Source organism: Rhizobium sp. BK313 (genome assembly GCF_014193655.1).
In the GTDB taxonomy this organism is placed as follows: Bacteria; Pseudomonadota; Alphaproteobacteria; order Rhizobiales; family Rhizobiaceae; genus Rhizobium.
On sequence record NZ_JACHZQ010000008.1, the window covers coordinates 162013 to 176744 of the forward strand.

At 59.6% G+C, this 14732-nt stretch carries 12 protein-coding genes and 3 pseudogenes; 7 read left to right on the forward strand and 8 right to left on the reverse strand.

Annotated features, from left to right (window positions below; translation table 11 throughout):
- Nucleotides 1-22 precede the first annotated feature (22 nt).
- Nucleotides 23-207 (reverse strand): annotated as a pseudogene (locus FHT86_RS38270) (SDR family NAD(P)-dependent oxidoreductase); the annotation flags it as partial.
- 161 nt (nt 208-368) lie between these two features.
- On the opposite strand from FHT86_RS38270, the gene FHT86_RS31200 reads away from it, so the two are divergent.
- From FHT86_RS31200 to FHT86_RS31215, 4 genes are all read left to right on the forward strand, one after another.
- Nucleotides 369-992: a hypothetical protein gene (locus FHT86_RS31200; RefSeq protein WP_133710859.1), complete on the forward strand. Its 624-nt coding sequence runs from the start codon at nt 369-371 to the stop codon at nt 990-992.
- 617 nt (nt 993-1609) lie between these two features.
- A complete protein-coding gene (locus tag FHT86_RS31205) occupies nt 1610-2509 on the forward strand; it encodes a Ku protein (protein WP_133710858.1) in 900 nt (299 codons plus the stop codon).
- Between the two features lie 11 nt (nt 2510-2520).
- Entirely contained in the window at nt 2521-3339 is an 819-nt protein-coding gene (locus tag FHT86_RS31210) for a Ku protein (RefSeq protein WP_133710857.1), read from the forward strand.
- Entirely contained in the window at nt 3336-4025 is a 690-nt protein-coding gene (locus FHT86_RS31215) for a DUF982 domain-containing protein (protein ID WP_133710856.1), read from the forward strand. Before FHT86_RS31210 ends, FHT86_RS31215 begins: the two co-directional genes overlap by 4 nt.
- Nucleotides 4026-4627: 602 nt before the next feature.
- On the opposite strand, the gene FHT86_RS31220 is transcribed toward FHT86_RS31215, so the two are convergent.
- The 3 genes from FHT86_RS31220 to FHT86_RS31230 form a co-directional block, all read right to left on the reverse strand.
- On the reverse strand, nt 4628-6019 hold the full coding sequence (locus FHT86_RS31220; protein ID WP_133710855.1) for an MmgE/PrpD family protein: 1392 nt from the start codon (nt 6017-6019) through the stop codon (nt 4628-4630).
- Between the two features lie 116 nt (nt 6020-6135).
- Nucleotides 6136-7473: an MFS transporter gene (locus FHT86_RS31225; RefSeq protein ID WP_312862587.1), complete on the reverse strand. Its 1338-nt coding sequence runs from the start codon at nt 7471-7473 to the stop codon at nt 6136-6138.
- Nucleotides 7474-7533: 60 nt separating this feature from the next.
- Entirely contained in the window at nt 7534-8478 is a 945-nt protein-coding gene (locus FHT86_RS31230) for an amidohydrolase family protein (RefSeq protein ID WP_183868984.1), read from the reverse strand.
- Between the two features lie 163 nt (nt 8479-8641).
- Between FHT86_RS31230 and FHT86_RS31235 the strand changes: the two genes are divergently transcribed.
- Both FHT86_RS31235 and FHT86_RS31240 read left to right on the forward strand, forming a co-directional pair.
- Nucleotides 8642-9544: a LysR family transcriptional regulator gene (locus FHT86_RS31235; RefSeq protein ID WP_133710852.1), complete on the forward strand. Its 903-nt coding sequence runs from the start codon at nt 8642-8644 to the stop codon at nt 9542-9544.
- 314 nt (nt 9545-9858) lie between these two features.
- Nucleotides 9859-10653, forward strand: a complete 795-nt coding sequence (locus tag FHT86_RS31240; protein WP_133710851.1) for a potassium channel family protein — start codon at nt 9859-9861, stop codon at nt 10651-10653.
- A 169-nt stretch (nt 10654-10822) separates the two neighbouring features.
- Here the strand turns inward: FHT86_RS31240 and FHT86_RS31245 are convergent, their stop codons facing one another.
- Together FHT86_RS31245 and FHT86_RS31250 are read right to left on the reverse strand one after the other, a co-directional pair.
- Nucleotides 10823-11599 carry an SDR family oxidoreductase gene (locus FHT86_RS31245; protein WP_133710850.1) on the reverse strand — a complete coding sequence of 259 codons (777 nt, stop codon included), beginning with the start codon at nt 11597-11599 and terminating at the stop codon, nt 10823-10825.
- A gap of 22 nt (nt 11600-11621) precedes the next feature.
- A pseudogene (locus FHT86_RS31250) lies at nt 11622-11758 on the reverse strand (IS5/IS1182 family transposase); the annotation flags it as partial.
- Between the two features lie 181 nt (nt 11759-11939).
- Between FHT86_RS31250 and FHT86_RS38695 the strand changes: the two are divergent.
- Nucleotides 11940-11990 (forward strand): annotated as a pseudogene (locus FHT86_RS38695) (hypothetical protein); the annotation flags it as partial.
- Between the two features lie 27 nt (nt 11991-12017).
- Here the strand turns inward: FHT86_RS38695 and FHT86_RS38700 are convergent.
- Both FHT86_RS38700 and FHT86_RS31260 read right to left on the reverse strand, forming a co-directional pair.
- Entirely contained in the window at nt 12018-12320 is a 303-nt protein-coding gene (locus FHT86_RS38700) for a hypothetical protein (protein ID WP_312862588.1), read from the reverse strand.
- Nucleotides 12321-13005: 685 nt separating this feature from the next.
- Nucleotides 13006-14016 carry an alpha/beta fold hydrolase gene (locus FHT86_RS31260; protein ID WP_133710849.1) on the reverse strand — a complete coding sequence of 337 codons (1011 nt, stop codon included), beginning with the start codon at nt 14014-14016 and terminating at the stop codon, nt 13006-13008.
- Nucleotides 14017-14732 lie beyond the last annotated feature (716 nt).

Here is a 14732-nt window from a genome sequence, read left to right on the forward strand (position 1 = left end):
AGCGATGGCCGTTGAATGACGACTCTATGGAGACCTGACGAAACCGGACGTCCAGTTTGCCGCTATGGATTGTGCCGGGTGAGACCGTATTGACGGTCACTCCGTCAACGCGACCGCCTTGGCCATTGACGCCGTCATTGCATCCATGGCCGCCTTGCAGGCGGAGTAATCCGGCCTGGAGGCCGGAGGCATCAAACCGGCCGGGCTGTCCCGCATTCAACCGGCGATCCGCTGCGCAGACGCCGTTTCAGAAGGGTACTCACGACGAATCTTTTCGCCCAGCGGCTGCCATCACGGCATTTCGATTTTACTCCGGGAGGGGCTCGCGCTAGGCTTTCCGAAGTCTTCGCAATCGGGGAGTGAGACCAATGAAACGCCGTTATGCCGTTGCCGCAGTCGCTTTGGCCTGGTCCGGGGTGGTCTATGCGCAAGACACCAGCATGAGTTTCTTTGTTACTAGCGTTAATCCTGGGAAGGGTGGCGATCTCGGCGGCCTACAGGGAGCTGACGCCCACTGCGACACGCTGGCGAGAGCTATCGGGTCGACGGGCAAGACCTGGAAAGCCTACCTGTCTACGGATACGGAAAACGCCAAGGATCGCATCGGTGGTGGCCCTTGGTATAACGCCAAGGGCGAAAAGATCGCTGACGACGTTGCATCGCTCCATGGTGACACGAACAATCTGACCAAACAGTCAGCCCTTAACGAGAAGGGGGAAATCATCAACGGTAGAGGTGATACACCCAACCGCCACGACATACTGACAGGCTCGAAAGCTGATGGAACTGCGGCGGCCGAAACCTGTGGCAATTGGACAATGGGCAGCGCGGATGGTGCTGCGATTGTTGGCCACAGTGACCGCACGGGTCTGAACGATTCAGCCGAGGCCAAGTCCTGGAATGCGTCGCATTCGACGCGGGGCGGCTGCACGGTTGAGGCCTTCAAAGGAACTGGCGGTGAAGGGTTATTCTATTGCTTCGCCGCAGACTAACCCAAAGGTCGCCTGCCTGAGATGGAATGCCGGGCCATAGCGCCCGGTTCCCGTCCTTCGGATGAGGGCAGAGATTGCTCGGCCATTGCAGTCCGCACCGTAAGCCGGAGGCGGGCTTTTCATTTCAGATTTGGCGCTGAGACTTGGGAACACACGCTCTGCCGGACGATGGGGGCGAAAGCGTGTTGAAGCGCCGCCTCTGCAACAGGGGGATATGGTTGCGCCCGAGGCATCCCACCCTCTCCTTGCCGGCCCCAAGCGGACGCAAATGACCGCTACGTGGTTATTGCCTGAATCGCAAGGACCTCAAGAAGCAGGGTAAAGGTTGGCGATGTCCCGAGCTTTCCGTTTCTGACATCCGACGGTTTGTCTGGCGAACCGCAAGCGATCCAGGCGTGGATGACGCCTCTCCATCGGCCATTTTGAGCAAGCTCATCACCGATTCACAGAAATCACAACTTCCGCGGAATGCTTCGCTGTTTTTCGCTAGTCTTGATTGTCCGATATCATCGGTTGATAACCGCCATTGACCCATTGACATTAGATTCGATTTTGTTTCGGAACGAATCACTTGACCAGCCGTTGACTCGCTTTGGTTGTGAGTCGGAGGGGCGGGCATGGCAGCGCATCGCGCGCAGTGGAAAGGTTTCCTGAAGTTCGGAGAGGTTTCATTCGGAGTCGCCCTTTATACGGCTTCATCCACATCCGAACGCATTGCCTTCAACACCATAAACAAGGCGACAGGGAATCGGGTGAACCGAATTTTTGTAGACAGCGAGACCGATGATCCGGTGCCGCGCGAAGCTCAGACCAAGGGCTTCGAAATCGAGAACGGTCAGTACATCATGATCGATCCGGAGGAGGTCGCCGCTACGATCCCGGAGAGCAACAAGACACTCGAGGTCGATGCGTTCATTCCTTGCGCCGAAGTCGACGACGTCTACTTCGACAAGCCTTACTACCTTACACCGGACAGGATCGGAGCGGACGCCTTCACTGCGCTCCGGGACGGCATGAAAAAGGCGAAGGTTGCCGCCATCGCCCGCACGGTCCTCTTCCGACGCATACGCACCGTCCTCGTTCAGCCCCACGGCAAGGGCCTCATCGCGACGACGCTAAACTTCGATTACGAAGTGCGCTCGTCCGCAAAGGCTTTCGAGGAGATGCCGAAGATAAAGATAAAGGGCGAGATGCTCGATCTCGCCAAGCACATCATCGGCACCAAGAAGGGCAAGTTCAATCCGGCCGAATTCGAGGACCGCTACGAGCTGGCCGTCGCCGAGCTGGTGAAGGCGAAGATCGAAGGCAGGGCTCTTCCGAAGAAGAAGCCGGTCAAGGTCTCCGAACCGAAGGACCTGCTCAAGGCTCTCCGCGAGAGCGCCGGGATGCTGGGTGGCGGCACAGACAAGCCGAAGCGCGCCGCCGCGAACGCCAATGCAGGATTGGGCCGCGAGAAAGCTAGCCGAGTATCGCCCAAGTCCGCGACGGGCGCTGTGCCGCGCCGCAAGGCAAGCTGAGGAGGTAGACCATGGCACCGCGCCCATATTGGAAAGGGTATCTCAAACTGTCTCTCGTCACATGTCCCGTGGCGATGACTCCGGCGACAAGCGAGAGCGAAAAGGTCCGTTTCCATACGCTCAACAAGGAGACCGGCAACAGGGTGGTTTCCCAGTACGTCGACTCCGTCACTGGCAAGCGCGTGAAGGAAGAGAACGAAGCGAAAGGCTATGCCCGCGGCGAAAACGACTACGTCATCCTGACGGACGACGACCTCGACGCCGTGGCGCTGGACACCGTCAAGACGATCGACATCGATACGTTCGTGCCAGCGGAGAGCATCGAATGGGTCTACCTCGAGAAGCCCCACTACCTGATGCCGGATGACCCGGTCGGCCAGGAGGCGTTCGCGGTTATTCGAGATGCCATGGCTGCCGACAAGGTCGTAGGCGTCTCGAAGCTCGTCGTGGGCCGCCGGGAACGCGCGGTGGTTCTAGAACCTCGTGGCGAAGGCATCGTTCTCTGGACCCTCAGGTTTGGCAACGAAGTCCGTCCGGAGGAATCCTACTTCGAGGATATCGACGAGAAGTCCGATCCGGAGCTGGCGCCGCTGGTGCAGCAGCTCATCAAGCAGAAGACCAAGACGTGGTCGCCGACGATGGTGTCGGATCCCATACAGGAAAGCCTGCTGGCGATCATCGAAGAGAAGAGGAAGGCTCTCAGGCCCAAGAGGGCGACGAAGGGCAAGAAGGACGAGACCCCTCCAGCATCGAACGTGGTCAACATCATGGACGCCCTACGCAAGAGCGTCGAAGCCAATCTGAAAAGCAAGAAGGAGCAGCGTAGATGACCGACACTTCCCTCATCGAATTGGAACTCTGCAAGCCTGCTCCAATCATCTTTGGCGAAAACGGCCATCTTGCTGTGACCGATGGCAAGACCGTCTGGATCGTCGTCGTCACCGAAGAAGCTATGAAAGCAACCGCCAATCCGCCGGATGCATCACTTGAGCGACTCGCGCGATATGCTCGGTATTATCGGAACATGGCTGCAGCCGCGATCCAGCGCGGTGAAGATCAGAACGGCAAGGTCTGGATCTTCGAGAAGGACGTGCTGGCGTCTCCAACGCGACGCTCATTCAAGCATCCGGGTCGACATGGAAGACGGCTTATCAGACGGGCGAACCGTCGGAGCTTTCCTCCGGTATCAGTGAAGCTAGGAGCTTGGAAACAAACAATCTCCACGGTGACGGATGTCGCCAAGACCATCCTCGACGATCGCTGGCCATTGATCGACGGCCCGGCGCAGCGTGCTCTACGACTGGCCATCGTTACGTGCTTTAACGATGAAATCGCCCCGAACGCAGTCAGGTCTGCCTTTCTCAGCGCGGCGAGCGAAGCCCACGTCGAGGTTGCCGATCCCGCGCCAGTCAAGTCCTCGAGGCAACGTCGCGTTCTGTCCGGTCAAACCCGTCCGGCGGCCCGTCCGACTCCTGCCACTGACAACGGCCGATCGCGGGTGGGTATCCGGCATTAGGATGATGATCTGAGGTTGACTTTGATTTCATCGTATGAATGAATAGGTTGCCAAGCCCATCGGGTGGGACTCTGGTGTCTAGGGTCGACCAGCCGGGGGAGTTATGGTCGACCCTAGTCTGGGCTCCCTGATAGGGTGGCCTACACTCTCGGACACCCTTGGGCTACCAAGTGATCAGGTGTGGCCCCGGTCTACCCAAAAGTAGGACCATGGTTGGCCATACCCTTGGTCACGCGGCAGGTTCTGCGACATCTGGGAGCCGATCTGGAAGGGACAGTCGAACTCGTCGAAGGGGCCCGTACCGGGGATTGCAGGCTTAGTCGGGTGCTGGGATGGCTCGGGGTTCGTTCGATACGGTCGATCCACGCCGTTAGGTCATGGGTGCCGCTTGATCTCCTGACCACTCATGGCTCCTGACGCTGAGCCGAACTTAACGTAAGTACCCCTGCCGCCATCCCACAATGCGCCTAGATGTTTGGCAGGGAGACCTTGTAGCGATAACCCGACATCGGTTGGCCTTGTTCAGGTTGCTGATAGGCAACCACGGGTTTTGACGAGGGGACAAGGCGCTGTATATCAGCCTCGGTCCGGTCATCGATCCGTTAGCCGGTCTTTCGGAAACGACCATTCTCTGTCGGAACCCAAAGATTTGTCAGATCGTGGAGATTGTCGGCAGCGTCGAGCGAAGAGACTGCCTCGTTCAAGGCAACCGCCTGTTCAAATGGCAGCACCTTCGCCGCACAGCCTTCAAACTTTCTCGTGATAAGCTCCGGCGGGGCAGGATCGTCCTTCGTCCGTCCGAACGGCCGGTCGCGCTGCAAACGGAAGCTGCGGCCGTCCTTCAAGCTGACGGTCAATTCCGTCAAATAGTTTCCGTCCGTCGCCTGCGAAAGGTCGGGATGCGGCCTTGCGACGACCCCCGCCATCAGTTTCTTTGCATCGGCTGCTTGGTACGCTTCAGGTTCGAAACTTTCGAACGTGATCGCTCCGTCGATCGCAGCGCGCGCGAGGCAGTATTGCACGCTAAACTTAGCGTCGAGGGCGGTGCGCAGTTCCGGGCGGTCGACATGCGTCAGCCTAAGGGGATGGATCAGCGTCTTCATGCCCGCAATATCGCAAGTTTGGAATCCATGTTCACGCATGAGCATCAGGATCGCATCGATGCTGCTGTGGGTGCTGTCGCAGCACGGATACAGCTTGATGCCGATGCCCGGATCGACGATGTCCCAAGGGGCTGCCCAGTTCGACAGGGCATGTTTCGGATCGAAGTTGCCCTTCCCATTGTAGACGTTGAAAAAGCCCTGCTTGTGTTCGAAGGCCTCCATGCTTGCGGTGAAGCCTTCTCGGGCCATCAAGGCCGCCATCAACCCATGTCTCGCCGCGTGGCCGACATGGAAGGGCTTCGTCATTGTGCCGAAGTTCGCCTTCACTCCGCTGGACAGCGACACTGCGAGCGCCAACGCCGTTGCCGTCTGCTCGACGGTAAGGCCGAGATACTTCGCGCATGCAGCCGCAGCGCCGAATACACCAAGCGTCGCCGTGGGATGCCACCCCTTGTCGTAGTGATGGAAGTTGACAGCTCGGGCGATCCGCGTCTCGGTTTCGAACCCGGTCAGGAATGCGAGGAGGAAGTCGCGCCCGTTCCCTCCCCTGCTCTCGGCAAGGGCCTGAAGGGCGGCAAGGACCGGCGCGGTCGGGTGGCCGCCCATGGCAATGTTGACGTCGTCGAAGTCCAGAGCATGGGCCGACGCGCCGTTGACCAGTGCTGCCGAGAGCAGGTCGAGCTTTTCGGTTCTTCCGTACAGGGAGATCGTGCCACGGCTGGTAAGGCCTGGCGTGGCGAGAAGCGTCCTGACGACAGGTTCGTCCGCGCCCGCCAGAGCGCATCCGATCGTATCGAGAATCACGGTCTTCGCGTTGGCAATCGCCTCGGGCGTCATTTCTCCGGTGTGTCGTTCGTGGATCAGGCGGGCAAGTTCGAGGGCGAAAGTCACAGCTTTTCCTATCCGCACTTTAGTGGTTGGTCGGTAGGGCCGCCCCTCCGGTCGGCCTGTTGGGCCGCCGCGCCTTCAGACGCGACAGCGGTCTTGTGATGGTCGCTAAGGTGCGATCACACCTTCTCGAGCGCGCGCCGTCGTAGGCCGGCAACGAGAAGGACGACAGACGCGACCACCGCGAGCGCGATCAGCGGCAGTAGAGCCAGGGAAAAGCTGCCGGTCGCCTTCTGGATCTCTCCGAGGAGGTAGGTGCTGAGCGCCGCCGCAATGCTGCCGACCGCACTGACGACTGCGATGCCAACCGCGGAGATGTTCTCCGGGCACCACTGCGTGACCATCGCCCAGAACGGCCCCTTGGCGGCGTAGGTGCCGATCAGCGCAAGGGTGAGGATGACGACGACGGCCGGCAGTGAATGGAAGACCATCGCCGCCAGGAGAGCGGCGCCCGACAGGGCCAACGGCCAGAAAGTGTGCCAGGTCCTGTCATTGTGGCGGTCGGAGCTGCGCCCCCACCAGATCATCGCGACGGTTGCGATGCAGAATGGAACCGAGTTGATCAGTCCGGTCTGGAAGTCCGTGAGGCCATAGGACTTGATGATGATCGGCTGCCAAAGGGACAGGCAGATGCCCACGGATATGACGCCCGCATAGATGAGCGAGAGCGCGATCACTGCAGGATTGCAGAGAGCCGTCCACACGCTGGCCTTCTTGGCGCCGCTCAGTTCCGCGATCTGGGACCGTTCCGCTTCCAACGAATGCTGCAGCCACTGCCGGCTGTCGCGGCTCAGCCAGCGTGCGTCCTCCGGCTCGTTGTTCATGAACAGGACGAAGCCCACCCCCAGAAGAACCGCGGGGAGGCCCTCGAGCAGGAACATCCACTGCCAGCCGCTCAGGCCGAGGCCGCCATGCAATTGCAGAAGCGAGGCCGAGATAGGTGAGCCGATGGCGCTCGATGCAGGAATCGCAACAAGGAACAGTGCCGAGACCTGGCCACGATAGGCCTTCGGAAACCAGCGCGAGATATAAAAGATAACGCCGGGCAGGAAACCTGCTTCCGCAGCGCCTAAGAGGAGGCGGAAGGCGTAGAACGACCAGCGTCCGTCAATCATGACCATGCCGATCGAAACGGCGCCCCAGACGACCATCATGGTGCCGATCCAGCGGCGCGCGCCGAACTTCTGGAGCGCGAGGTTGGCCGGAACTGAGAAGATGCAGTAGGTAACGAGAAAGAGGCTGGCCCCGGTCCCGAAGACGTCGTTGCCAAGATCCATTTCAGACCGCATCTGCAGGGCGGCGAAGCCGATGTTGACGCGGTCGATGTAGGATACGAGGTAGCAGATCATCAGATATGGCAGGATCCTCCACGTGACCTGCCGCATCGTGCTCAGCTCAAGAGCCTCGCGCCCGCTCGAAACCTCCAATGTATTTCCTGTTTGGTGTGCTGCTCGCACGATGCTCTCCTCCATGGGAATCAGTTCTGATGTCGTGTTGTTCCGGCTAGCTTGGTCGATCTATGCGTAGAGCTTCGCCGGATTGTCGACAAAGAGCGCCTGCCTTCGCTCAGCGTCGAGCCAGCCCGCGAGCGTGCGGGCGTTGCGGTTATCGTCTATCTTCTTGAAGGGCTCGATCCGGTCCGGGGTCCGCTCCGAATTGGAATAGCCCCCTGTGTGTGGCCAGTCCGATCCCCATATCATTCTGTCCGGACGCGCCTCGGTCAGGCGCGCGACAAATGGTTCCAGGTCGCCGTGCTCAGCGGTTTTGCTTACGCGGGACGGCGCACTCAGCTTCAACCAGACATTTCCACTTCCGAGCGCCTCCAGCATCGCCAGGAAGCCGAATTGGCCAAGCCCCTGAGCAGCGTCGATCCCACCGAAGTGATCGATGACGACTGGACAGGGTAGCTCGACCATTGCGCCCGCGAGTGAGGCCAGAACTTCGGCACGAGAGTAGATCTGTATGTGCCATCCGAGAGGTGCCACCTGTTCCGCCATCGACGAGAGCTGCATCGTAGCCCGTCTCGGATCGGCAAGGCCGAATGTCTCGAGATTGAGGCGAACCGCTCGGACGCCCAGCGCATGCATCTCCTTCAACCGGCCGTAGCTATACGACGGATCGATCACGGCGACACCACGGCTCTCGCCTTGCTCACGCTCTAATACGTTGCACAGGAGACGGTTATCGCTGCCGTAGACACTTGCCTGAACCAGGACGCTGTGTGCGAGGCCAAGGCTTTTGCGGAACGCGCGCAACGACGCGAGCGAGGCCTCGCCGGGCGTGAAGGTGCGGTCCTCGGCAAATGGAAACTCAGGAAACTGTTCGAAGACGTGGACGTGACAGTCCCACGATCCCGCTGGCAGCGGGAATTCCTTAGGCTTCCCGTCTGGAGCCGGGGATTCGGCACTCGACAGGCGTTCGTTCAGTTCGAGGTCGTGCAAATCTTTATACTGTTGAGACACGTCATTTCTCCATGACGCGCTAAAATTCGCGGAAAAAGCATAACTGTCCAATCATGAATTGCGGGAAAAGCATAAACTGTATTTATACTGCCGAGACACTGGCGGGCTTGTAGCCGCGGCGAATAGGACCGCGTAGGGCCGCCGTTGAAGGTACGAGGGCAGGATGAATCTAAGACAGTTGGAGGTGTTTCACGCGATCATGAGCACTGGTTCGGTGACGGGGGCCGCGAGGAAGCTCAATGTCACGCAGCCGGCGGTGAGCACCGTGCTAAAACATTGCGAGCAGCAACTTCAGATGCGCCTGTTCGTCAGGAAAGGATCGCGGCTGGAACCCACGCCCGAGGCCCTGACGCTCTTCCCCGACGTCGCCGAAATCTTCGAACGCGTCAGGGCGGTAGAACGTCTGGGACAAGACCTGCGCGGAGGCCTACAAGGTACGCTATCGATCGCCGCCTGCTTCCCGGAAGCCAACGGCGTAATCGCCCGCGCGGTCGCTACGTTCATGCAGGCCCGTCCGGATATCAAGATTTCCCTCTATGCCGTCGCGTCGCCAATCGTCGTCGACAAGGTCGTCAATCGGGAGGTCGATCTCGGGATCGCCTATGGTCCCGTCACCCACCCGGAGGTTTCGACGAAGACGCTGTTCCACTCCAGCATCGGATGTGTTCTTCCGGAGGGGCACCGGCTGGCCCGTCAGGACTCGATCAAGGTCGCCGAACTCCGTCACGAGCGAGTCATTACCTATCTCAACCAGTCGCCGATGCGGACGTTCGTAGACCTCGCCTTCAGTGAAGCGAACGTATCTCCGGTTTTCGCGGCGCAGGTCAGTATCTCGCTCTCTGGAATGATGCTCGCGCGCTTCGGCGGCGGGATAGCTGTCGTGGAGCCACTTCTGCTTTCATCGCTCGAGCTGCCCGGCTTGGTCGCCCGGCCGCTGGATCCGGCGATCGAGGTGAGCACGCTTGCGCTCCATAACCGGAACACCGCGAAGTCCGTCGTGGCACAGGCATTCCTCTTACACCTGGCATCCACTATCGAACAACTCCCTGCGCTACGGAAGGACTGATTGCCAGAAGCTGACAGTCCCGCCTTCGATTTTCATAATGGCGGGCAACGGATCTGGGTGCCATCCCAGCCTGGCAACGGACCGGGCGCACCCGGATACCGAATTTCGCGATCTCAGAGACCTTGATTTGGCTCGTCATCGCCAAGCGGCCGAAAGAACTGCGGCCAGAACTTTCGCCGATGATCGACATTCTCTCCAGAGCGCGCCATCCTCAGAGATCAACAAAAAGTTGCCGTTCTGTGACCCGCGGTATCGGTGGGCATTCGAAATGCCTACGTCTTGATGGACGAGACGGATGAGCTATTTTCTGCAGCATGGACATCTTCCGAACCATGGATGGCTCGCATCGCAAGAGATTTCTGCGGGGACTGCGGCGGCTCGAAAGAGCACAGGGAAAGGATGCGATCCTCCTGCAGGCCATATTCGCAATTGTTGATGTCGCCATCCTCGTCTTCTTCGTACTCGGGCCCTACCTTCGTACGGGCCCGACCTACCTCGTCATCGACTATGTGATCGCCATTTGGATCGCTGCCGAGTTGGTGGCCCGCGCGATCGCCGCGCCGTCTTTCCGCGCATGGATCCTGCGCCCGATGACCTGGATCGACATCGTTGTCCTGTCTACCCTTCTGTTCCCGGACGTCCTCTTCAACTTTGCCTTCCTGAGGGTGATGCGGCTGTGGGCGATTGGGCGAAGCCCGCTTCTAAAAGAAGGTCTTCGGATGATGGGCTATGACGACTTCCTCGACGTGGTGCGGGCAGTGATCAACTTCGTCGTCTTCCTCTTCTTGATTACTGGCTTCGTCTACACCTCGTTCTTCTACAACAGCGAGGGGAGCGAAGGGTTCGTGGACGCTCTGTACTTCACGGTCGCGACGGTGACCACGACTGGCTTCGGCGACATCACCCTTCCCGGAACGCTCGGCAAGCTGACCTCCGTTGTCACGATGATTGTCGGCATTTCGCTCTTTGTCAGGCTAGCACAGGCGATAGTTCGACCACACAAGGTCACCTTTCCATGCCACAGATGCGGGCTGCAGCGGCACGATGGGGATGCTGTTCACTGCAAGGCCTGCGGAGAAATCCTCAACATTCCCGACGAAGGCTCCTGAGAACCCGGCGCTCCGACAAAGCCGCCAGCACCGTCGATGTGCACTCTCGAGAAGTCCTCCGGCCGGCGGCGATGAGCCGATGGCGGATGCGCACAAGTCCCATACCTGCCGGTCATCCCCTCCTCCGGGATATCACCGCCAGGACGCCAACCAATTCGTTTTCAACACCCTACCCCCTGCCGACGAGCGGCATCTTTGTCGCCATCACCGTCATGGTCAGGACATTTGCCTCCAACGGAAGGCCTGCCATGTAGACCACCGCGCGAGCAACATGCTCGGCGGGAATCGTCGGTTCGCTGGCGATTTCTCCGTTCGCCTGCAGCACACCAGAACTCATCCTCGCGGTCATTTCTGTTGCGGCATTGCCGATATCGATCTGGCCGCAAGCAATATCGAATGGCCGCCCGTCGAGCGCGGTTGATTTCGTGAGGCCGGTGATTGCGTGCTTGGTCGCAGTGTAGGGGGCGGAATTCGGCCTCGGCGTCGTCGCCGAAATCGACCCGTTGTTGATGATGCGGCCGCCGCGGGGCTCTTGCGACTTCATCAGCCTGAAAGCCTGCTGCGTGCAAAGGAAGGCACCGGTGAGGTTGGCCGCGACCACACCGCTCCACTGATCGAAAGTGACGTCTTCCAGCGGGATCGCCGGAACACCGCTGCCGGCATTGTTGACGAGGAGATCGAGCCGACCAAACTCTTTTCTGACCTTGTCGAAGAGGTCGGCGACCTGCTCGACAACGCCGATATCGCAGGCGATCGCCCGCATCGTGCCGCCGGTCTTGGCGGCAATTTCGCTAGCGGCTTTTTCCAGCACATCGCTGCGGCGGCCGGTAATGATAACGGCATAACCCTCCGCGCTCAGCGCCTTGGCGATGCAGCGACCGATGCCGGTACCTCCGCCAGTGACGAGGGCGATCTGGGTTCTTTGTGCGGTTTCGGGTTGCCCCATCTGAGATTTTCCTTCCCTCGCATGCATGCGCCTCCGACGCCAGCCACAGGGTTAGGCTGCCACGTCGGCGAAGACCTGCCTCATAGTCCCGCCAGTTCGTCACCTTGAATTCACCTTGTCAATGCGATGATGGCGGGCGGTGTTGTGTTTATGCGGCATGGTCGGGCACCGCGGTGATCGCGGTTCCAGACGCATAGAGTTCAAGCATTGAATCCTCCCAACGCTTAAAGCCGGTCACGCGGCGGCGAGGCAAACGCCCATCATCTGATCGACAGGTCAAAAACGCCGGTTACGAGGCATCAAGACTGCCAACTTACTTCTGCCCGCCCACGCCGTTCTCATTGGCGACAACAACGTTGGCAAATCCACCGTTCTGGAGGCGATCGATTTGTGCCTGGGACCGGATCGGCTCAACAGGCTACCTCCAATCGACGAGCACGATTTCCATCTCGGCCGATACTTGGCGAGTAATGGCGCCCTTCCCGAAGGCGGCGCAGCGGAAGCTGTCACTGAAGTGGCCTCGGAACAAGCGGGAGACAATCCGGCAGCGGCCGAGGCCGGCAATCCAATAATCGAAATCGAGCTCACCGTAACCCGACTGTCGGAAGAACAGCAGGATCACTTCAGTTCGAACATCGAATGGTGGGACGAAGCCACCGAAGCCTTCTTCAACGGTAGCGCCGATGAACTCGATGATTCCTTGTCGATCCCTGCGGTCCACGTGACCTTCCGAGGATGGTACGACGAAGCGGAAGACGATTTCACCGGGAAGACCTACTACACGCGCAGTCTAGCTGAGGACGAAACACCGCCGCCAATGCGGCTTCCTCTATCGCCGGACACTGAGAACCGGATCCCGCGCGGTCAGTCTCGAGCGTGGAAGCCTTCTCGATATCATCCTGCGCCTGAAGGAGATCAGGCCCAGGATGTGGGAGGACACCCTTCAGGGCTTGAAGTCGCTCGACGTCGCGACGGATCCCGCTCTCGGGCTCATCCTCATGACCGCAAAGGGCCGACAGCGGAAGACGGCCACTTCCGGAACCCCATGGAATTTCGCCCCATGGCGATGCGTCGGCCTATGTAATCAGAGACATGCAGAGGTCGTATCCATAGGTCTAGTTTCGGTAGACCTCCGTCTAATTTCGGCGGAAGCCGTGCCGTGGTAGCTTTTGATTATCGCCGCAACAAGTTCCTCCCAGTTGGGCGACAAGTTGGCGTCGGTGTGTTTCCTCCCCCGTCACCGACGCAACAACATTGACCGCCTCGCATCACCGCTGAGGCGGTCTCTTTTTTGCCGCATAGGCCGAGATACCAATGGCTAGGCGTCGGCCAGTTCGCTGGTTCGGAAGGAAAGCGCAGTGGCGAATTCTATCTGCCTGCTCCAACGGCGGAAGGTCGGCTACGGACTATTTCATCCAGTCCTCTACGGCGCGGCGCAGAAAGTCGAGATCGAGTTCGTTGTCTTTCGGACTGCCGGCACGATGGCCCCAGATGGAAGGAATCGGCCGCAGTTCAGCGCGGGCGAGATGTGGGATATCGGCAGCATTATCGGCCACGGGGAAGTAAAGATCGGTTCGCCCCGGCAGGAGCAGAACGCGAGCGCGTATCGCATTGAGCGCGTGCACCAGGTCGCCCCGGTAGATCTCATTGTCGCTGATGTCGGAGGCAATCCAGGTACAAGCCTGGGCATATAGATCTGCGGCTGGCCTCCGGGAGAATCCCGGTTCCCAACTGTCGGTGAGAAAATCCTCCAGCGTCGCGGCATCCGTGCTGCTTAAATGCAGTCCGGCGCGATACCAGTCCTGGCTCATCGCCCAGGCGGCGTAGATACGGGCAAAGGCACGCAGCGCCGCGCGGGGCTCTGTCGAAAAGCGTCCGCCGCCGAGGTGTTCGGGCGCCGCCTCGAGGGTTGCGAGCAGCGACAGCAGAAATACCTTGTTGTGGGGCGCCGTCCGGGCGCTGCCGCACACGACGATGGCGCGCTCGACGGCCTCGGGGAAGAGCGCCGCCCAATGGTAGGCCTGTTGGGCCCCCATGGAGAAACCGTAGACACAGGCTACCTGCTCGATTCCGAATACCTCGGCCAGCAAACGCTTCTGGGCACGAACGTTGTCGGCAGTCGTCACCAGGCTCGGGTAGTCGGGCGTGTTGGACGGGCTCGACGACAGCCCATTGCCGAACATCTCCGGCGTTATGATGAACCAGCGCGTAGGATCCAGAACCTTGTCGGGCGCAATCTGCCACTCCTGATCGGTATGCTGGGCAGTGTAGCTGGTGGGAAAGACGACAACGTTGTCGCGGCCGGGCGCCAGCGTACCATAGGTCTTCCAACTAAGGCTCGCGCCGGGCATCACTTCGCCCGATTGCAGCGCGAGGTCGCCGAGCGCGAAACGGCCTGTCTTGGTTGCCATGGTCATGGGGTTTTCTCTCCTGGAATCTGCGTGCCTTGCCTGCGAGCACCGTTCGACGTGCCAGGTACCTAAATCCAGGATTGGTTTTGTCAAGCGGGTCTGCGGCCGCGGAAGATGCCTTTGTTATTTCGACAAAAGTATCAAAAACGAACCGTTTTGTGTCACAACACCGCTCAAGCGCCTGCTTCGGTATGCCGATCTCTATCGCCAGATGGCCAACGCGGCAATCTACCGTCATGAGGGTGAAGACGGCAAAGTTTGGATATTGGAGAAGGACGTTCTGGCGTGTCGGGCGATCAACACGCACGACAGGGTATTACGTGCCCGCGCTCAAACCTGACTTTTCTTCCTCGGGAGGTAGCTGCCGCGCGGGTTGCCGTGGCTTTATGCTAGCATCTTCGCATAGGCAGCGGTATCAACGAACGCTTGCCGCGCAATATCGACACTCGCTTCGTCGCGCAATGCGCGTAGACTGTGAATCAACAAAAAGTGCCGTCAATTATCGGTGACGAGCGCGCGCGAGCACTCCAATAAGTACAGCAAAGAGCACTAACCCCAACAGGAAGCCGACGGCTCCGCCCCAAACCTCTCCAGTTGTGCCACCCAGCACCCCGCCGATAACTCCGCCGATGAGGAGCAGAAGAACTGGAAACAGGCAACCAATCATTGTTGAGATCCCGCGAGCGATTGCGTTGATGGTCGGAATTCTAGGCTCATTACGT

Bases quoted from the DNA above. Each gene is read 5' to 3' on its own strand.
- FHT86_RS31235 (WP_133710852.1), top strand. From the start codon at position 8,642: ATGAATCTAAGACAGTTGGAGGTGTTTCACGCGATCATGAGCACTGGT.
- FHT86_RS31210 (WP_133710857.1), top strand. From the start codon at position 2,521: ATGGCACCGCGCCCATATTGGAAAGGGTATCTCAAACTGTCTCTCGTC.
- FHT86_RS31215 (WP_133710856.1), top strand. From the start codon at position 3,336: ATGACCGACACTTCCCTCATCGAATTGGAACTCTGCAAGCCTGCTCCA.
- FHT86_RS31260 (WP_133710849.1), bottom strand. From the start codon at position 14,016: ATGACCATGGCAACCAAGACAGGCCGTTTCGCGCTCGGCGACCTCGCG.
- FHT86_RS31240 (WP_133710851.1), top strand. From the start codon at position 9,859: ATGGACATCTTCCGAACCATGGATGGCTCGCATCGCAAGAGATTTCTG.
- FHT86_RS31245 (WP_133710850.1), bottom strand. From the start codon at position 11,599: ATGGGGCAACCCGAAACCGCACAAAGAACCCAGATCGCCCTCGTCACT.
- FHT86_RS31205 (WP_133710858.1), top strand. From the start codon at position 1,610: ATGGCAGCGCATCGCGCGCAGTGGAAAGGTTTCCTGAAGTTCGGAGAG.
- FHT86_RS31200 (WP_133710859.1), top strand. From the start codon at position 369: ATGAAACGCCGTTATGCCGTTGCCGCAGTCGCTTTGGCCTGGTCCGGG.